21 protein-coding genes are annotated in these 16,053 nt (G+C 70.6%); 14 read left to right on the top strand and 7 right to left on the bottom strand.

The window, feature by feature from the left end:
* The first annotated feature begins 11 nt into the window (after positions 1-11).
* The 5 genes from ACFWN2_RS09285 to ACFWN2_RS09305 all read left to right on the top strand — a co-directional run bounded on the left by ACFWN2_RS09285 (position 12) and on the right by ACFWN2_RS09305 (position 3,934).
* Complete coding sequence (locus tag ACFWN2_RS09285; RefSeq protein ID WP_382426105.1) at positions 12-992, top strand: ABC transporter substrate-binding protein; 981 nt, start codon at positions 12-14, stop codon at positions 990-992.
* Between the two features lie 14 nt (positions 993-1,006).
* Complete coding sequence (locus tag ACFWN2_RS09290; protein WP_382426107.1) at positions 1,007-1,711, top strand: ABC transporter ATP-binding protein; 705 nt, start codon at positions 1,007-1,009, stop codon at positions 1,709-1,711.
* Positions 1,708-2,463: an ABC transporter permease gene (locus tag ACFWN2_RS09295; protein WP_382426109.1), complete on the top strand. Its 756-nt coding sequence runs from the start codon at positions 1,708-1,710 to the stop codon at positions 2,461-2,463. Before ACFWN2_RS09290 ends, ACFWN2_RS09295 begins: the two co-directional genes overlap by 4 nt.
* Before the next feature lie 16 nt (positions 2,464-2,479).
* A complete protein-coding gene (locus tag ACFWN2_RS09300; RefSeq protein WP_382426110.1) occupies positions 2,480-3,091 on the top strand; it encodes a TetR/AcrR family transcriptional regulator in 612 nt (203 codons plus the stop codon).
* A gap of 108 nt (positions 3,092-3,199) precedes the next feature.
* Complete coding sequence (locus tag ACFWN2_RS09305; RefSeq protein ID WP_382426112.1) at positions 3,200-3,934, top strand: SDR family NAD(P)-dependent oxidoreductase; 735 nt, start codon at positions 3,200-3,202, stop codon at positions 3,932-3,934.
* Positions 3,935-3,952: 18 nt separating this feature from the next.
* On the opposite strand, the gene ACFWN2_RS09310 is transcribed toward ACFWN2_RS09305, so the two are convergent.
* Complete coding sequence (locus ACFWN2_RS09310; protein WP_382426114.1) at positions 3,953-4,609, bottom strand: TetR/AcrR family transcriptional regulator; 657 nt, start codon at positions 4,607-4,609, stop codon at positions 3,953-3,955.
* A 58-nt stretch (positions 4,610-4,667) separates the two neighbouring features.
* Between ACFWN2_RS09310 and ACFWN2_RS09315 the strand changes: the two genes are divergently transcribed.
* On the top strand, positions 4,668-5,498 hold the full coding sequence (locus ACFWN2_RS09315) for an SDR family NAD(P)-dependent oxidoreductase (protein ID WP_382426116.1): 831 nt from the start codon (positions 4,668-4,670) through the stop codon (positions 5,496-5,498).
* Here ACFWN2_RS09315 and ACFWN2_RS09320 read toward each other — a convergent pair.
* The 3 genes from ACFWN2_RS09320 to ACFWN2_RS09330 are packed head-to-tail and all read right to left on the bottom strand — an operon-like array spanning position 5,495 to position 7,739.
* A complete protein-coding gene (locus ACFWN2_RS09320) occupies positions 5,495-6,163 on the bottom strand; it encodes a CE1759 family FMN reductase (RefSeq protein WP_382426117.1) in 669 nt (222 codons plus the stop codon). The genes ACFWN2_RS09315 and ACFWN2_RS09320 overlap by 4 nt on opposite strands.
* Positions 6,163-6,585, bottom strand: a complete 423-nt coding sequence (locus ACFWN2_RS09325) for a MarR family winged helix-turn-helix transcriptional regulator (RefSeq protein ID WP_382426119.1) — start codon at positions 6,583-6,585, stop codon at positions 6,163-6,165. The genes ACFWN2_RS09320 and ACFWN2_RS09325 overlap by 1 nt, the downstream gene beginning before the upstream one ends.
* A complete protein-coding gene (locus ACFWN2_RS09330) occupies positions 6,582-7,739 on the bottom strand; it encodes an LLM class flavin-dependent oxidoreductase (protein ID WP_382426121.1) in 1,158 nt (385 codons plus the stop codon). Before ACFWN2_RS09330 ends, ACFWN2_RS09325 begins: the two co-directional genes overlap by 4 nt.
* Positions 7,740-7,828: 89 nt before the next feature.
* On the opposite strand from ACFWN2_RS09330, the gene ACFWN2_RS09335 reads away from it, so the two are divergent.
* Together ACFWN2_RS09335 and ACFWN2_RS09340 are read left to right on the top strand one after the other, a co-directional pair.
* Complete coding sequence (locus ACFWN2_RS09335; RefSeq protein WP_382426123.1) at positions 7,829-8,434, top strand: ATP-binding cassette domain-containing protein; 606 nt, start codon at positions 7,829-7,831, stop codon at positions 8,432-8,434.
* Positions 8,431-9,870, top strand: a complete 1,440-nt coding sequence (locus tag ACFWN2_RS09340) for a DUF6297 family protein (protein WP_382426125.1) — start codon at positions 8,431-8,433, stop codon at positions 9,868-9,870. Before ACFWN2_RS09335 ends, ACFWN2_RS09340 begins: the two co-directional genes overlap by 4 nt.
* On the opposite strand, the gene ACFWN2_RS09345 is transcribed toward ACFWN2_RS09340, so the two are convergent.
* Complete coding sequence (locus ACFWN2_RS09345) at positions 9,867-10,526, bottom strand: type 1 glutamine amidotransferase domain-containing protein (RefSeq protein WP_382426126.1); 660 nt, start codon at positions 10,524-10,526, stop codon at positions 9,867-9,869. The genes ACFWN2_RS09340 and ACFWN2_RS09345 overlap by 4 nt on opposite strands.
* 56 nt (positions 10,527-10,582) lie before the next feature.
* Here ACFWN2_RS09345 and ACFWN2_RS09350 point away from each other — a divergent pair, with 56 nt between their 5' ends.
* Positions 10,583-11,476: a LysR family transcriptional regulator gene (locus ACFWN2_RS09350; RefSeq protein ID WP_382426128.1), complete on the top strand. Its 894-nt coding sequence runs from the start codon at positions 10,583-10,585 to the stop codon at positions 11,474-11,476.
* On the opposite strand, the gene lexA is transcribed toward ACFWN2_RS09350, so the two are convergent.
* Positions 11,473-12,132, bottom strand: coding sequence for a transcriptional repressor LexA (gene lexA, locus ACFWN2_RS09355; protein WP_382426129.1), 660 nt, complete (start codon positions 12,130-12,132; stop codon positions 11,473-11,475). The genes ACFWN2_RS09350 and lexA overlap by 4 nt on opposite strands.
* 57 nt (positions 12,133-12,189) lie before the next feature.
* Between lexA and ACFWN2_RS09360 the strand changes: the two genes are divergently transcribed.
* The 5 genes from ACFWN2_RS09360 to ACFWN2_RS09380 all read left to right on the top strand — a co-directional run bounded on the left by ACFWN2_RS09360 (position 12,190) and on the right by ACFWN2_RS09380 (position 15,530).
* On the top strand, positions 12,190-12,753 hold the full coding sequence (locus ACFWN2_RS09360) for a GNAT family N-acetyltransferase (protein WP_382426131.1): 564 nt from the start codon (positions 12,190-12,192) through the stop codon (positions 12,751-12,753).
* A 70-nt stretch (positions 12,754-12,823) separates the two neighbouring features.
* Entirely contained in the window at positions 12,824-13,414 is a 591-nt protein-coding gene (locus ACFWN2_RS09365) for an RNA polymerase sigma factor (RefSeq protein WP_382426133.1), read from the top strand.
* The gene (locus tag ACFWN2_RS09370; protein ID WP_382426135.1) at positions 13,407-14,447 is read left to right on the top strand and encodes a CU044_5270 family protein; all 1,041 of its coding nucleotides are present in this window, start codon (positions 13,407-13,409) and stop codon (positions 14,445-14,447) included. Before ACFWN2_RS09365 ends, ACFWN2_RS09370 begins: the two co-directional genes overlap by 8 nt.
* 86 nt (positions 14,448-14,533) lie before the next feature.
* Positions 14,534-14,968 carry an SRPBCC domain-containing protein gene (locus tag ACFWN2_RS09375; protein ID WP_382426137.1) on the top strand — a complete coding sequence of 145 codons (435 nt, stop codon included), beginning with the start codon at positions 14,534-14,536 and terminating at the stop codon, positions 14,966-14,968.
* Between the two features lie 4 nt (positions 14,969-14,972).
* Complete coding sequence (locus ACFWN2_RS09380) at positions 14,973-15,530, top strand: TetR/AcrR family transcriptional regulator (protein ID WP_382426138.1); 558 nt, start codon at positions 14,973-14,975, stop codon at positions 15,528-15,530.
* Here the strand turns inward: ACFWN2_RS09380 and ACFWN2_RS09385 are convergent.
* The gene (locus ACFWN2_RS09385; RefSeq protein WP_382426140.1) at positions 15,477-15,965 is read right to left on the bottom strand and encodes a MarR family winged helix-turn-helix transcriptional regulator; all 489 of its coding nucleotides are present in this window, start codon (positions 15,963-15,965) and stop codon (positions 15,477-15,479) included. The two genes, ACFWN2_RS09380 and ACFWN2_RS09385, sit on opposite strands and share 54 nt — an antisense overlap.
* Positions 15,966-16,053: the final 88 nt, after the last annotated feature.

A 16,053-nucleotide genomic window follows, 5' to 3' on the forward strand; every position in this document is an offset into this window, starting at 1 on the left:
GGGGAGGGAACATGAGGAAAGCGTTTTCAGTCCTGCTCGTCCTGATGGCGGTCGCGGCCTGTTCGTCGCCTGCCGAGACCAAGCAGAAGGTCAACTACCTGACGTCGTTCGGCTCGTTCGGCCGCGACGCCTACGTGTACGTGGCCCAGGAGAAGGGGTTCTTCGAGCAGGCGGGGCTGGACGTCACGATCACGCCGGGCACCGGCAGCGTCGACGTCCTGAAGCTGGTCTCGACCGGTCGCGCGGACTTCGGCATCGCCGACTTCACCGCCACCGCGATCACGACGGCCAAGGAGAAGCTGCCGGTCACCGTGCTGGCGGCGGTCCAGCAGCGGTCGCTGGCCGCGATCGTCGCGCTGGAGGGCGGCACGATCGGCAAGCCCGCCGACCTGGAGGGCAAGAAGATCGGCGACCAGCCCGGTTCGACGAACCAGGTCATGTTCCCGGTCTACGCCAGGGCGGCCGGCATCGATCCCGCGAAGGTCCAGTTCGTCCCGTCCGCGCCGCCCGCCCTGCCGCAGCTGCTGGCGGCGGGTCAGGTCGACGGCATCGGCCAGTTCGTCGTCGGCAAGCCGTTGATCGAAGCCGCGGCGAAGGGCAGGAGGGCCGTCGTGCTGCCGTACGGCGACCTGGTGCCCGACCTCTACGGCAACGCCTTGGTCTCCTCCAAGGACACCGCGCGGAACAAGCCGGAGCTGGCCAAGAAGTTCATGGACGCGTTGCTCAAGGGCCTGGAGTATTCGATCGAGCACCCGGACGAGGTCGGCCCGATTCTCAAGAAGTACCAGCCGACCCAGGACGCGGGCGTGGCGAGCGCGGAGGTCGGGCTGATGGCGCCGTACGTCAGGCCGTCCGGCTACAGCGGACGCGTCGGCGGGATCACCGAGGACCGGGTCGGCAAGGTGGTCCGCACGCTCGTCGAGGCCGGTGCGATCCCGGACGGGTCGTTGGCGCCCAACGACTTCGTGTCCTTCGGGAACTCGCCCAAGTGATCACCCTGAACGGGGTGTCGCACGCCTTCGGCGGCGTGCGCGCGCTTGACGGCATCGACTTGGAGGTCGGCGAGCACGAGTTCGTGGCGGTGATCGGGCGGTCGGGCTGCGGCAAGTCGACACTGCTGCGGCTCGTCGCCGGGCTGCTCACGCCGTCCGCCGGCGAGGTCGTCGTGGCGGGGGAGCGGGTCACCCGGCCGCGGCGCGACGTCTCGGTCATGTTCCAGCGGCCGGCGTTGCTGCCGTGGCGGACGGTGCTGGCCAACGTCCTGCTGCCGGTGGAGATCTTCGGCCTCGGGGATCACCGCGACCGCGCGCACGAGCTGCTGGAGCTGGTGGGGCTCGGCGGGTTCGAGAAGCGGTTGCCGCACGAGCTGTCCGGCGGCATGCAGCAACGGGTATCGCTGTGCCGGTCGTTGATCCAGAGCCCGCGGGTGATGCTGATGGACGAGCCGTTCTCCGCTCTGGACGCGATCACCCGCACCGAGCTCTCCGAGGAGCTGCAACGGGTCCAGCTCGCCCGGCCGCGCGCCGTCCTGTTCGTGACGCACTCGATCGACGAGGCCGTGCTGCTCGCCGACCGGATCGTGGTGCTCAGCCCGCGGCCCGGCCGGATCCACTCGGTGGTGGACGTCGGCCTGCCCCGGCCGCGTGCGCTCGGGCGGGTCGAGCTGGACGCGGTGAGCCGTGAGCTGCGCGGGCTGCTGGTGACGGCATGAGGGCCGTGCTGCCGGTGCTGGGACTGCTGGGGATCGTCGGCGTCTGGTGGCTCGCGACGATCGTGTTCGGGATCGAGCCGCTGCTCGTGCCGTCGCCCGCAGACGTCGTGCGGTCGTTCCTGGAGCTACCCGGCTACCTGCTCGAACAGACGCTGATCACCTTGTGGGAAGCCGTCTCCGGATTTGGACTGTCCATTGTGATCGGTGTCCCGCTCGCGCTGCTGATCGTCGGGTCGAGCGTGCTGGAGCGGATGTTCTACCCGCTGCTGGTCGCCCTGAACGCCGTGCCGAAGGTCGCCATCGCGCCGATCGTGGTGGTGTGGTTCGGGTTCGGCGTCTCGTCGAAGGTGCTGATGGTCGTGCTGGTGTGCGTCTTCCCGATCGTCATCTCGACGGCGTCCGGCATGAAGTCGACCCCGGCCGAACTTGTCGAGCTGTTCCGGTCGCTCGACGCCACCCGCACGCACGAGTTCTTCAAGCTGCGCCTGTGGCACGCGCTGCCGCAGGTCTTCGTCGGCCTGAAGGTGTCGATCACGCTGGCGGTCATCGGGGCGGTGATCGGCGAGTTCGTCGGGGCGAACGCCGGGCTGGGGTACGTGATCATGCTGTCCGGGGCCAGTGCCGACACCTCGCTGGCGTTCGCGGCGATGGGGCTGCTCGCGATCGTCAGCGTTGCGCTCTTCTATGCCCTGACCTGGGCCGAGCGGAAGCTCGTGCCCTGGGCGGAGGAACACCGCCAGGATCAGTCGTGAAGGTAGCCTGAGGCGCATGGCACGCCCCCGCAAGTTCGTAGAACGTGACGTCATCAGCAGTGCCAGCGAAGTGTTCGTCGTGAACGGTCTCGCCGCCACGACGCTGGACGATCTGGTGCGGGCGACCGGGCTGGGGAAGCAGAGCCTCTACAACGCGTTCGGCGGAAAGCGGGAGCTGTTCCTGCGGGCGCTCTCGGAGGACCGCGACGAGGCGGCGCGGGCCGTCTCGGAAGCGCTCCAGCACGGTGACGCGTCCCCGCTGGAGCGGGTCAGGGGCCACATGCTGCGCATGGCGATCGAGTTCAGCCGCAGCGACAGCCGGGTCTCGCTCGCCACGCGTGCCCTCGTCGAGTCGACCGGCGAGCAGGACCAGCTCTCGACGGTGACCAGGGCCGGCATCGAGGAGCTCGCCGGGATCTACGAGCACTGCCTCGGGGACGCCCAGCGCAACGGCGATCTTCCGGAGGACGCGAACCTGCCGTCGCTGGCGATGTACTTCGTCGCCGTCACCAGGGGGATGGAGCTGCTCGGCAGGTCGGGGGTCGGTCGTGCCGCGCTCACCGCTGTCGCACTAGACGCACTTCGCGTGCTCCCCGGCCGGGCGGACGCGGATCCCGCGCAGGCGTAGAGCCTCCACGGCTCCCCATGGCGTCGCTCACACCTCTCCCCAGTTATTGCCTGTCTGGTCAAAAACTGTTTTATTGACCAGGTAGACAAAAACTAGGGAAGAGTGGCCATGAGCGTTCTGAAGGACAAGGTCGCGGTCGTGACCGGCGGAAATGCGGGCATCGGCCGAGCGATCGCACGGGCGTACCACGCCGAGGGCGCGCGGGTGTTCGTCACCGGTCGCCGCCAGGCGCAGCTCGACGAGGTCGAGGCCGAACTCGGTTCCAGGGTGACCGGGATCCGCTGCGACGTGGGCCGGCTCGACGATCTCGACAGCCTCTACGCGACGGTCGCCGAGCAGGCCGGCCACATCGACGTCCTGGTCGCCAACGCCGGGATCGGCGTCGTCGCCCCGCTCGGGGAGATCACCGAGGAGCAGGTCGACGCCATGTTCACCACCAACGTCAAGGGCCCGCTGTTCACCTTGCAGAAGGCGCTGCCGCTGCTGTCCGAGGGAGCGTCGATCATCTTCACCGGATCGTCGGCCGCCACCCGGCCGCAACCGGCCCTGCCCGTCTACGGGGCGACCAAGGCCGCGCTGCGCAACCTGGTCCGCGGATTCGCCCACGGCGCCGGGGCGGGCGGATACCGCATCAACATGCTCTCGCCCGGCGGCACTCGCACCCAGGGCCTGATCGACCTGATCCCGGCCGACCAACTCGCCACCATCGGGTCCGTGATCCCCCTCGGCCGCCTGGCCGAGCCCGAGGAGATCGCCGCGGCGGCCGTCTTCCTCGCCTCCGACGCCTCCAGCTACCTCAACGGCTCCGAACTCGCCGTCGACGGTGGCAGCGCGCAGATCTAGGCCTGTCCACGCCAAGCGCTAACGGGCCAGGCGGTCGAGCAGTTCGCCGAGCAGCGCGCGTTCGCCCGGCGTCAGGTCGCCGGGATCGTCGGCCACCTGGGCGCGCAGGGTGAGCGCGGTGCTCGCGCGCGTCGCCGGCGCGCCGGCTGACGGCGCGTGCAGCACGCCCGCCAGTGCGGCCTCGCGGACCCGTTCGGACAGCCCGAAGTCCGGCTCCGGCTGCGTGATCAGGGTCAGCGTGATGCCGACGTTCGCGGCGAGCACCTGCTCGGCGGCGTCGTCCGCGGGCACCTTCAGCAGGCCCTGCGCGGCGGCCTCGGTGAACCGCTCGCGCAACGCGGCGTGTGCGGGAGCTGTTACGGCGCAAGGCTTTCCCGGCTCGGCACGGCCGTAGAGCAGCGCGTAGAACGACGGGTGCTCCAAGCCGAACCGCACGTGCTTGTCCCAGCCCTCGCGCAGGTCGCCGAGCGGGTCGCCGGAGCTCTCGACCGCCGTGTACTGGGTGAAACCGTGGTTCACCACGGCGTCGATCAGGCCCTGCTTGCTGCCGAAGTGGTGGTACAGCGTCGGGGCCTGCACCCCGGCGCGGTCGCACACCGCCCTCGTGGACACCGTGCCGCCGCCCTCCAGCAACTCCGCCGCGGCGAGCAGGAGCCGATCCCGTGCGTTCTGCATGGTTGCTACATTACCGCATGTAGCGCTACATTGCGTTCTATAGCGGAAGGAGAAGTCCATGAGGACTTGGTTCATCACCGGTGGGACGCACGGCGGGTTCGGGATGGTCTACGCGGAGGCGGCGCTGGAGCAGGGCGACCAGGTCGTGCTGACCGCGCGTCGGCCCGCTGAGCTGCGGGAATGGGCTTCGCGGTACGGCGACCGCGTGCTGGTGCTGCCGCTCGACGTCACCGACGGCGAGCAGGTGCGTGCGGCGGTCAGGACGGCGGAGGAGCGGTTCGGCGGGATCGACGTGCTCGTCAACAACGCGGGCCGCGGCTGGTTCGGCTCGGTCGAGGGTGCGCCCGACGAGACGATCCGCCGCACGTTCGACCTCAACCTGTTCGCCGTGGTCGAGGTGATCCGCGCGGTGCTGCCGGGGATGCGGGCGCGCGGCGACGGCTGGATCGTGAACATGTCGTCGGTGGCGGGCCTCGTCGGCGCGCAGGGTTTCGGCTACTACTCGGCCGCGAAGTTCGCGCTCGAAGGTCTGTCGGAGTCGTTGCGTCACGAGGTCGAGCCGCTCGGCGTGCGCGTGCTCGTCGTGGAGCCGGGCGCGTTCCGCACCAAGGCCTACGCCGGCTTCCAGGACGAGCCCGTCAACGAGGTGGTCGACGCCTACGTGCCGATGGTCGAGGGCGTCAAGGCGGCGTTCGTGGACCACAACGGCAAGCAGGAGGGTGATCCCGAACGCGGAGTGCGCGCCGTGATCAGCGCGATGAACGCACCTGTTCCGCCGCAACGGATCGTGCTCGGCAACTCCGGCTACGACGTCGTGGTCGCGATGCACGAGAACGCTCTCGCGGAGCTGCGCGAGAACGAGAAGCTCTCGCGCAGCGCGGACTTCTAGCCGGCCGAACCACCGGCGGCCAGGCGCATCAGGTCGGAGTCGAGGTCGATCGTCAGCTCCGTGCCGCCCGCGCTGCCGTACTCGTGCTGGTAGCTGCCCCACGACTCGTCGCGCACGGACTTCTCGAAGCCCGACGTCATGAGCGCCACCAGTTCGAGGGCCGCGCGGTCGATGCGCTTGTTCAGGCCGTTGTCCTGCCAGTCCTCGGTCGAGGCGAACAGCGACGTCGGCACGACCACGGTCCGCAGGTAGGCGAACAGCCCGCGCATCTGGTCGTCGACCACGAGCGCGTGCCTCGCGGTGCCGGCGGTCGCGGCGAGCACGACGGGCTTCGCGATCAGCAGGTCGTTGTCGAGGATCTGGAAGAACGACGTGAACAGCCCGCTCGCGCCCGCCTTGTAGACAGGGGTGCTCGCGACGATCGCGTCCGCGTGCTGCAGCGTGGCGATCGCCTTCTGCAGCTTGGGTCCGACGTGGTTGGACACCAACGCGTTCGCGATCTCGGAGGCGAGCTCGCGCAGTTCGATCACGCTGGTGCCGACGGTCTGCGACCGCTTGCCGGCGAGCGTGGTGACACGTCCGGCGACGCGGTCGGCGAGCAGGCGGGTGGACGACGGGTCGCTGGTGCCCGCGGACACCACCACCAGCTGGAAGTTCTGGCCCATTACTCCTCGCTCTGGCTGAGCTTGCCGGTGATCGCGGCGAGCTGGTCGAGTTCTTCTGGTGTCAGCACGCTCAGGGCGCGCGTGACGCTGCGTGCGTGCGGGCTGCCGATCTGCCGCTGGGTCGCCCGGCCCGCCGGGGTGAGCGACAGGCGCACACCCCTGCGGTCGCCGGGGTCGGGGCACCGGTCGACGTAGCCCCGTTCGACCAGGCGCTCGACCATGCGGGACAGGGCGGGCTGGCTCAGCAGCACGTGGCGGTTCAGCTCACTCATCCTGAGTGGACTGTCGCACTTGGACAGCTGGTACAGCACGTCGTACTCCCGCATGGTCAGGTCGCCCCAGATGTCCTCCGCGTTGAACTGCTTCATCAACACGGAGTACGCCTTCATGAGCGACTCCCACGCCTCGTTGGCTCTGGTCACTTCTCGTCCTGGTACGGCGAGCCACCCGTGACGTTGTCACCCCGGTTGGCGTTCGGCCGCGGCTGACGGGCGGGCTTGTCGCCGTACTTGTCCTTGACGCGTCCCGCGTGCGTCGGCGGCTTGGCGGTCTCCGGGTCCTGCCGCGCCTCCATCTCCTTGCGCAGCACCGGAACGACCTCCTCGCCCAGCAGGTCGAGCTGGTTGAGCACGGTCTTGAGCGGCAGGCCGGCGTGGTCCATCAGGAACATCTGGCGCTGGTAGTCGCCGAAGTGCTCGCGGAAGGTCAGCGTCTTGTCGATGACCTCCTGCGGGCTGCCGACCGACAGCGGCGTCTGCTCCATGAAGTCCTCCATCCGCGGCCCGTGGCCGTAGACGGGGGCCTCGTTGAAGTACGGGCGGAACTCGTTCAGCGCGTCCTGCGACCGCTTCGCGATGTACGCCTGACCTCCCAGGCCGACGATGGCCTGCTTCTCCGTGCCGTGGCCGTAGTGCGCGTACCGCTGGCGGTAGAACTTGATCAGCCGCATGTAGTGCTCTTTCGGCCAGAAGATGTTGTTCGCGAAGAACCCGTCGCCGTAGAAGGCGGCCTGCTCCGCGATCTCCGGCGTGCGGATCGAGCCGTGCCACACGAACGGCGGCAGGTCGTCCAGCGGACGCGGCGTGGAGGTGAAGCCCTGCAACGGCGTGCGGAACTTGCCCTCCCAGTCCACGACGTCCTCGCGCCACAACCGGTGCAGCAGGTTGTAGTTCTCCAGCGCCAGCGGCAGGCTCTGCCGGATGTCGGCGCCGAACCACGGGTAGACCGGCGCGGTGTTGCCGCGGCCCAGCATCAGGTCCATGCGGCCCTTCGCCAGGTGCTGCAGCATCGCGTACTCCTCGGCGATGCGCACGGGGTCGTTCGTGGTGATCAGCGTCGTCGCGGTGCTGACGATCAGCTTCCTGGTCTTCGCCGCGATGTGGCTGAGCAGTGTCGTCGGCGCGGACGAGAAGAACGGCGGGTTGTGGTGCTCGCCGATCGCGAACACGTCGAGCCCGACCTCCTCGGCCTTCTCCGCGATCTGCACGATCGCGTCGATCCGCTCGGCCTCGCTCGGGGTCTCGCCGCTCACCGGGTCCCTGGTGATGTCGCTCACCGAGAAGATTCCGAACTGCACGGCACCCGCCTCCTTCAAAGTTAGTGACTAATGCGTTTGCATCTACTCTAACGCCTGGGCGCCCGATCCATTCCCATTACCCTGATCACATGTCGCTGGGCGTGGGGGACGCCGGCTTCGGCTACGGCGGAGTCCCCGTTTTCGCAGGTCTGTCGTTCGCCGTGGAGCCCGGCGAGGCCGTGGCCGTCGTCGGCGCGAACGGCACGGGCAAGTCGACGCTGCTGCGCTGCCTGGTCGGCGCGGAGGTGCTCGACACCGGCACCGTGCTGTTCGAGGGCTCCCCGCTGGACGAGTCGTCAGCCGCGTTCCGCGCCGCCGTCGCGTCGCTGCTGGACGACGCCGACTACTTCCCGGATGTCTCCGTCGTGGAGCACCTGCGGCTGCTGGCCTGGTTGCACTCGTCCGACGAGGACGTGTCGGGGGTGCTGGCGGAGGTCGGGCTGTCGGCGGTGGCCGACCAGCTGCCGCCCACGCTCTCCTCGGGCCAACGGCACCGGCTCGGGCTCGCGTCCTGCTTCGTGCGACCGCGTTCGGTGCTGGTGCTGGACGAACCCGAGCAACGCCTGGACGTGGCCGGACGCGCCTGGCTTCGCGCGCGGCTGCTGGCGGAGAAGGCCGCCGGGGTAGCCGTGGTGTTCGCGTCGCACGACGCCGAACTGGTGGAGGCGGTGGCGTGCCGGACCGTCGTGCTGTGACCGCGTGGGCCGTGGACCGCCGGTTGCGGACGCCGCTGCCGTGGCGGTTCGTGGTCGCGCGGCTGTACTCGCGGCTGGTGGTCTTCGGGATCATCGGCCTGGTCGGGTACGGGTGGGCGTACGCCGGGCTGACGAAGGCGCCCCAGCCGGGGAGCGCCTGGAGTGCTTTGTGGTTGGCGGTGCTGGGTGCCGCCGTGCTGATGAAGGTGGCGCTGGCGTTCGGGCCGGTGTTCGCCGGTGCCGACCGGATGTTCTGGGTGTTCAGCTCGCCGGTTCCGCGCGGGGCGTTGCTGCGGCCCCGGTTCTTCGGGCTGCTGCTGGTCGGGGCAGGGGTGGGTGCCGCCTGGCCCGCGGTGGTGTTCGGGCTGGTGGGCGCGGTGGTGTCGCCGCTGGTCGCGGTCGTGTGCGGGGCTGCTGCAGGGGTCGCCGTGGTGGCCTCGGCCGTGGTGGCGCAGCGCGGGCGGGTGCGGCCGCAGGGGTGGCTGAGCGGCCTGGTCGGGGTGGCGGTGGTGGCGCTGCTGGTGCCTCTCGGCCTGCGCGCCGAGCCGGGGGCAGGACCGGGGGTGGTGGGCTGGTCCAGCGGGGAGGTGGGCTGGTCCGGTGGGCCGGTCGGGGTGGCCGCCTGGGTGGTGGCGATCGGCCTGGCCGTGGCGGCGAGCGCGTCGGTGCGGCGACTGCGGCGGTCCGACCTCGCGGCGGGAGGTGCGCTGGCCGGGGTGGCGAAGGTGTCGGTGAGCTGGTTCGACCTCGCGCTGCTCGGGGCGATCCTCGCCGAGCGCAGGGCGCGCGCCCTCGGGCGGGTGAAGTCCACTCGGCTGGGGCCGCCCCTCGGGCGGGTGAAGTCGGCTCAGCTGGGGCCGCCCCTCGGGCGGGTGAAGTCCGCTCGGCTGCGGTCGCGCGGGCCGACTCCGTTCTCCCGTGTCGCCGCTCTCGCCTGGACCGACGTCCTCCGCCTGCGCCGCACCCCCAACGCGGCCCTCGTCTGGACCGCGCTGCTCCCGGCCCCCGCACTCGTGGCCCTCGGAGGCGAGCTGTCGTTCGCGCCCGCCGCCCATGTCGTCGCCGCGTTCCTGGCCACCGACCGGCTCGCCGCGGGGCTCAAGTTCGTGTGCCGGTCACCCGCGATGCGCCGGATGCTGGGCCTGCCCGACAGGACGTTGCGGCTGGCGCACCTCGTGTTCCCCGCGGCCGGGGCGGTGCTGTGGTGTGCCGTCACCACGGCGTTCACGCCGCACGTGTCCGTGCTCAACGGGCTCGTGTCGGCGGTGGGCGCGGTGGCGGTCGTCTACCGCATCGCCACCCGGCCGCCGGTCGACCACGGTGCCGCGATCGTCGACTTCGGACTGTTCGGGCCGACGCCGCTCGGGCTGATCGTGCAGCTCAGCCGCGGTCCGGCGTTGCTGGCCGTGCTCGCAGTGGTGCAGATGTCGCTCTAGGCGAGCAGTCCGGCCACGCGGGCGGCGGTGGCGACGGTGGACTGCGGGTTCTGGCCCGTCACGAGGGTGCCGTCCACGACGACGGTGCTCGACCACGGCTCGCCGCCCGAGAGGCGGGCGCCCAGGGAGGTCAGCCGTTCGGCGACCGAGTAGGGGACGTTCAGGCCGCCCTGGCGCTCCTCCTCGTCGGTGAACACCGCGATCTCCTTGCCGGCGAACACGAACGTGCCGTCCGCGCGCACCGCGCTGAGCAGGCCCGCCGGTCCGTGGCACAGGGCCGCGACGACCTTGCCGTTGTCGTGGAAGTCCGCGAGAAGGGCGCCGAGCGTCTTGTCGAACGCCAGGTCCGCCATCGGGCCGTGCCCGCCGGGCAGGTACACGGCGTTGAACGAGCCGGCGTCCACATCGGACAGCGAGACCGGCGAGCGCAGGTCTTCGAGTGAGGCGACGGCGTCGTCGAACGTGCCGTCGAGGCTCGCCTTGTCGACCGTCGGCACGACGCCGCCGGGCGTTGCCAGGGTGACCTCGACGCCGGCCTCCCGCAGCACGCGCACGGACTCCACGACCTCCTCGGCCCAGAACCCCGTCGGGTGGCTCGACCCGTCCGCCAGGGTCAGCGAGTCGGCGGCGGACACGACCATCAGTAGCTTCTTCATGTGTCCCAGGACATCACAGATCCGTAGAACGTGCCGATAGAGCTATAAGCTGAGTTATGGCTACGAGCTTGACGGACCTCGACCTTCTGGTCACGTTCCTGGAGATCTACCGGGGCGGCTCGCTGACCAGCGCGGCGTCGCGCCGGGGGCTCACCCAGCCGGCGGTCAGCGGTCAGCTCGCGAAGCTGGAGAAGGAGCTCGGCGCGACGCTGTTCGTGCGCACCAGCCGCGGGGTCACGCCCACACCCCGTGCCGACGACCTGGCCCGCCGGGTCGGGCAGCACCTCGACCAGCTCACGAAGGCGCTGGACCCCGAACCGGCCCTCCACGGCACGGTCCGGATCGGGGGAGCGGCGGAGTTCATGACCGTCAGGGGCCTGCCCGCGCTGGCCCCGCTGACCCGCGGCGGACTTCGGTTCGAGGTCGTGTTCGGCCTGGCGAACGACCTGCTCGCCGACCTCAGGGCCGCGAAGCTCGACGTGGTGCTGTCCTCGGTGCGGCCGCCGGCCGGGTTCACCGCGACACCGCTCACCGACGAGGAGTTCCTGCTGGTGGGGCCGCCGCTACTGGCCAGGACCGTGGACAGGGACCTGCTCGCGCAAGACCCGGCGCGCGCCCTCGAACACCTGCCGCTCGTCGCCTACTCCGGCGACCTGCCGATCCTGCGCCGCTACTGGCGCAGCGAGTTCGGCAGGCGCCCGCGCACCACCGCCACGATCACCGTGCCGGACCTGCGCGCGGTGCTGGCCGCCGTGATCGCCGGGGCGGGCGTGTCAGCCCTGCCGCGCTACCTGGCCGAACCGGCGCTGGCCGCGGGGTCCGTCGAGCAGTTGCACCACCCGGAGGTTCCGCCGCTCAACACCCTCTACGTGGTCACCCGAGGCGCGACCACGGCAGCGACCGACGCCGTCGTGGAGCACCTGAGGTCACGCGACTGGGGCGTGCTCTAAACGCTGCGCAGCACCGACACGACGATGCCGAGGATGACGGCCTTGTCGCCGTCGATCACCGGGTAGGCCTCGTTGCGCGGTTCGAGGTACACGTGGCCGCCCTTGCGCTGGTACACCTTGACGGTCGCCTCCTCCTCGATCATCGCGGCGACGATCTGCCCGTTGTACGCCTCGTGCGTCTGCCGGACGACGACCGTGTCGCCGTCGCAGATCGCGGCGTCGATCATCGAGTCACCGCGGACGCGCAGCGCGAACACGTTGCTGCCGCGGCCGACCAGCCCGCGCGGCAGGTGCAGCACCTCGTCCACGTGCTCGATGGCGGAGATCGGCGCGCCGGCGGCGATGTCACCGACGACCGGCACCGAGATCGAGTCCCCCGACGCCCTGCCCGGCACGACGGGCGCGCCGCTGAGGAACACCCGCACGTCCATCGGGCGCGTGATCGAACCGCCGCGCTTGAGGAAACCCCTGTCCTCCAACGCCGCCAGGTGCTTCGAGACGCTGGACGACGACTTCAGGCCGACGGCCTCGCCGATCTCGCGGGTGCTGGGGGAGTAGCCGTGCTCGACGACCCAGTCGCGGATGGCGACGAGGATCTTCTGCTGGCGTTCCGGCAGCACCGTCGTGTCGAGTTCGAGATCGTCGTAGGCGGTCATCCGGCGATAGTAGTAATCCGCTTGCCAGACACGATCGGGTGGTCGTTCGATCATGAGATGACCTCTGCCTGGGTAGGAGAACTCGTCCGGCTGCGCGGTGTCGAACCGGAGGACTGGGAGGCCTTCCACCGGTTCGACGACAACACCGGCGACATGAGGCGGATGGACCGGATCCACCCGCCGCGATCCGCTGCCGCGCAACGGGAATGGGCGCAGAAGACGGCGCTGAAGGACCAGGACGAGAGGGTGTTCCTCGCCGTCGAGTCGTTGGCGGACAACGCGGTCGTGGGCATGATGACGACCAGCGAGATCGACCACCGCGCCGGCCGGTTCATGTACGGGGTCGCGATCGGCACCGGCCACAAAGGACGCGGCTACGCGACGGAGGCCGTGCGGCTGCTGCTGAGCTACATGTTCGGCGAGCGGCGGTTCCACAAGTGCGAGGCGGGCGTGTGGGCGTTCAACGACGCCTCGATCGCGTTGCACCGCAAGCTCGGCTTCACCGAGGAGGGCAGGCTGCGCGACCACGAGTTCTTCGCCGGACGCCACCACGACGCGGTGCTGTTCGGGATGACCGCCGCCGAGTTCGCCGCCCGCCACCCGTTCCCGCGCGAGATCTGACCGGCTGCCCCACGATGTGGCCGTGAGCACACGCCGGGAACGCTCGTGGGGCCTGCGACCAGGTAGGTCCGTGCGAACCCGAGAGGCGCCGGTGGCGCTGACACCCGGAGTGGCGCCGGCCGTGCTGGACGAGGCCGCGCTGCTCACCCTCTACGAATCGACGGCCGAACGGCTGCACCGCTACGTGGCCAGGCGGGTCGGTGCCGACACGGCGCAGGACGTGGTCTCAGAGGCGTTCCTCGTGCTGTGGGACCAGCGGGCGGGCCAGGCCTACGACGCCGACGCCGTCCGCGCCTGGCTCTACGGCGTGGCGACGAACCTGCTGCGCGGCCACGTCCGCGCCGAGGAGCGCAAGCTGCGGGCGTGGAGCAAGGAGCACGCGGCGCGCACTGACGTGGCCGACATCGGGGAGCGGGCCAGCGCCGCGGCGGACGCCGGCACGCTCGCCGGACCGCTCACCGCCTGGCTCGCCGAACTGCGCGTCGAGGAACGCGAGGTGCTGCTGCTGCACGCGTGGGCGGACTTCACGCCGGCCGAGATCGCCGTGGCGCTCGACGTCCCGGTGGCCACCGTCCGCACCCGCCTGCACCGCGGCCGGGCACGGCTGCGCACCCGCCTCGCGGCGACCGACCACGACTTCAAGGAGGACAGCCATGTCTGAGCCCACCAAGCCCGAGACCCTCGACCGCGTGCTCGACGCCGCGCTGTCCCGTGCCGGCGACGAGCCCGTCGCGTTCGACGTGGCCGCCGGCAGGACCGCACTGGCCACCGCGCTGAAGGACCGCGCCGCACGACCGGTCGAGAGCAAGCCCCGCCGCACCCGCTGGCTCGCCGCCGCGGCCGCCGTCACCGTGCTGACGGGAGCGGGCCTCGCCGCGTCGACCGTCGACCTCACCGGCGGCAACTCCGCGACCGCCGCCGAACAGCTCGTCAAGGCCGCCGACCTGGCCTCCCGCGTGGTCGAACGCCCGGTCGGACCCGGCCAGTTCCGCTACGTGCGCAGCCGCTACCACGGCATCACCGTCGAGTACGGCTCCACCAAGGCGTGGACCACCGACGCGGGGACCGACGAGTGGATCCCCGCCGACCGCCGCGACGAGTGGCTGCAGAAGATCGTCGTCGGGCAGGTCGAGTGGCTCGACGGTCACGAGGGCGAGGGCAGGCCGGACGGCGGCCCGTTCAAGGACGGCCAGGAGTTCCGCGGCAAGTGCGGCAGCTACTCCTTCTACGCCGAGGGCCAGCCGGACCGGTGCACCAACGGGACGTTCTCCAACCCGACGCCGGAGTTCGTCGCGTCGCTCCCGAAGGACCCCGCGGCGATGCTGGACAGGCTGAGGGAGCAGGGCCACGCCGGTGACGCCGGCGCGCTCATGTCGGCAGGCGAGGCGCTGAACTCGGGGCAGTACCCGGCGGAGGTGCGGGCGACGATCTTCCGCGCGCTCGCGCTGATCCCCGGCCTTGTCGTGACCGACAAGAAGGCCAACCTCGACGGCAAGGAAGGCGTCGCGCTCGGCATGAAGTACTTCGACGACTTCATCGAGTTCATCGTCGACCCGGAGAACGGGGACTACATCGGACGCCGGGAGACCGTCGCCGAGGACCTTCCGCAGGAGAAGGGCGGGCTGGAGAAGGGGACCGTCCGCAGTTCGTCGGCGGTGACCACGAAGATCGTGGATTCACAGGGCGCCCGCTGACGACCCACATGCAACCCTGGGGTTGCGCATCCTCGGGGGGATGTGCAACTCTAGGGTTGCACTTATTGGCCGACCTGGGAGTTGTCGTGAGCGTGGACCGGATCGAACGCGAGACCCTGATCGAGGCACCGCTGCAGCGGGTCTGGCAGCTGGTGACCGAGCCGGGGTTCTGGGTGGCCTCCCAGCCGTCCGGGACCGCGGTCGAGGGGGAGACGACCCTGTGCCGGCACGAGGAGCACGGCGAGTACCCCGTGCGGGTCGTGACCGTGACGCCGCAGACCTACGTGGCCTACCGCTGGGCCAGCGCGTTCAGCGGGCAGGAGCTGACCGCGAACAACACGACGCTGGTCGAGTTCACCCTCACGCCCGAGGGAGCCGCGACCCGGCTGAAGGTCGTGGAGAGCGGGTTCTCGCAGCTCGCAGGCTCAGAGGAGCTGCGCGCGCAGGCTCATCGGGACAACACGGGCGGCTGGGCCGAGGTGCTGGAGGCGTTCGCGAAGAAGGCCGCCGCACTAAGTTGAACGCGTGCCCAAATCAGCCGACCGAGGCCGCCGCACCCGTGAACAACTGATCGACGCCGCCGCGCAGCTCGTGGGCGAGGTCGGCTGGGGTGCGGTGACCACGCGGCTGGTCGCGGAACGGGCCGGCGTCAACGCCGCGCTCGTGCACTACCACTTCTCGTCGGTGTCCGAGCTGCTGGCGACGGCCGCGCTGCAGCACGCGACCCGGATGCTGGCCGAGTCGGCGGACGCGCTGCGGGAGGTGTCGCCGGCCGAGGGCGTCGAGCGGCTCTTCGCGGACCTGTCCCGCTTCACCGGAACGGATCCCGAGTCGTTGCTGCTGGCCGAGGCGTTCTTGGCCGCGCATCGGCTGCCGGAGCTGCGCGAGGGCCTGGCGGCGCTGGTCGCCGACTTCCGGGGGCGGGTCGCCGACTGGTTGCGGGCGTCGGAGGTGAAGGACGCCGACTCGGTGGCGTTGTTGCTGGGTGCGGCCATCGACGGGCTGGTGCTGCACCGCGCGCTCGACCCGTCAGTCGACTTCCGCGCGGTCGCGGGCCCGTTCCGGCGTCTCGTCGCGGGCTGACCAGCGCGGCTCCCCGCCGGCCTCGGCGAACGCGGCCAGCGCCTCGACCAGGCCGTGCCGCAGGTGCTCCGGCATGCGCGCGACGATCCTGCTGATCTCGGCCCGCCTGCGGGCCATCACCTCGGTGACGACCCTGCTGCCCTCGGCGCTCGCCACGACCACGACCTCGCGCTTCGTGGCCGGGTTCGGCTCCCGGTCGACCATGCCGGACGTGATCAGGCGGTCGATCATGCGCTTCGCCGTGGACGGGTTGACCTCCAGGAGGTCGGCGAGCGCGGTGAGGCTCATCGGGCCGCGGCTGTCGAGCAGCACGACCATCCTGAGCTGCGGCAGCGTGAGCGTCTCCTCGACGGCCGCGAGCGACCGCGCCGACACGGCTACCAGCAGGCGGGACGCGGTGAGCACCGCGTCGGTCAGTTCGTCGACATCGCTCACTCCCCCAGTTCTAGCAGGATGCGCTCCTGGTAACGAAACGATAAACATTGCACTGTGCAACGGTCGACGCGCCGTGGTCTGTCCGTAC

This window comes from Lentzea sp. NPDC058436 (assembly GCF_042721515.1).
Taxonomy (GTDB): domain Bacteria; phylum Actinomycetota; class Actinomycetes; order Mycobacteriales; family Pseudonocardiaceae; genus Lentzea.

What these genes read in the sequence shown, in the direction of transcription:
- ACFWN2_RS09360 (WP_382426131.1), top strand. Translation starts at nt 12,190, where the DNA reads ATGACCTCTGCCTGGGTAGGAGAACTCGTCCGGCTGCGCGGTGTCGAA.
- ACFWN2_RS09310 (WP_382426114.1), bottom strand. Translation starts at nt 4,609, where the DNA reads ATGCAGAACGCACGGGATCGGCTCCTGCTCGCCGCGGCGGAGTTGCTG.
- ACFWN2_RS09285 (WP_382426105.1), top strand. Translation starts at nt 12, where the DNA reads ATGAGGAAAGCGTTTTCAGTCCTGCTCGTCCTGATGGCGGTCGCGGCC.
- ACFWN2_RS09335 (WP_382426123.1), top strand. Translation starts at nt 7,829, where the DNA reads ATGTCGCTGGGCGTGGGGGACGCCGGCTTCGGCTACGGCGGAGTCCCC.
- ACFWN2_RS09295 (WP_382426109.1), top strand. Translation starts at nt 1,708, where the DNA reads ATGAGGGCCGTGCTGCCGGTGCTGGGACTGCTGGGGATCGTCGGCGTC.
- ACFWN2_RS09350 (WP_382426128.1), top strand. Translation starts at nt 10,583, where the DNA reads ATGGCTACGAGCTTGACGGACCTCGACCTTCTGGTCACGTTCCTGGAG.
- ACFWN2_RS09320 (WP_382426117.1), bottom strand. Translation starts at nt 6,163, where the DNA reads ATGGGCCAGAACTTCCAGCTGGTGGTGGTGTCCGCGGGCACCAGCGAC.
- ACFWN2_RS09370 (WP_382426135.1), top strand. Translation starts at nt 13,407, where the DNA reads ATGTCTGAGCCCACCAAGCCCGAGACCCTCGACCGCGTGCTCGACGCC.
- ACFWN2_RS09305 (WP_382426112.1), top strand. Translation starts at nt 3,200, where the DNA reads ATGAGCGTTCTGAAGGACAAGGTCGCGGTCGTGACCGGCGGAAATGCG.
- lexA (WP_382426129.1), bottom strand. Translation starts at nt 12,132, where the DNA reads ATGACCGCCTACGACGATCTCGAACTCGACACGACGGTGCTGCCGGAA.
- ACFWN2_RS09300 (WP_382426110.1), top strand. Translation starts at nt 2,480, where the DNA reads ATGGCACGCCCCCGCAAGTTCGTAGAACGTGACGTCATCAGCAGTGCC.
- ACFWN2_RS09315 (WP_382426116.1), top strand. Translation starts at nt 4,668, where the DNA reads ATGAGGACTTGGTTCATCACCGGTGGGACGCACGGCGGGTTCGGGATG.
- ACFWN2_RS09345 (WP_382426126.1), bottom strand. Translation starts at nt 10,526, where the DNA reads ATGAAGAAGCTACTGATGGTCGTGTCCGCCGCCGACTCGCTGACCCTG.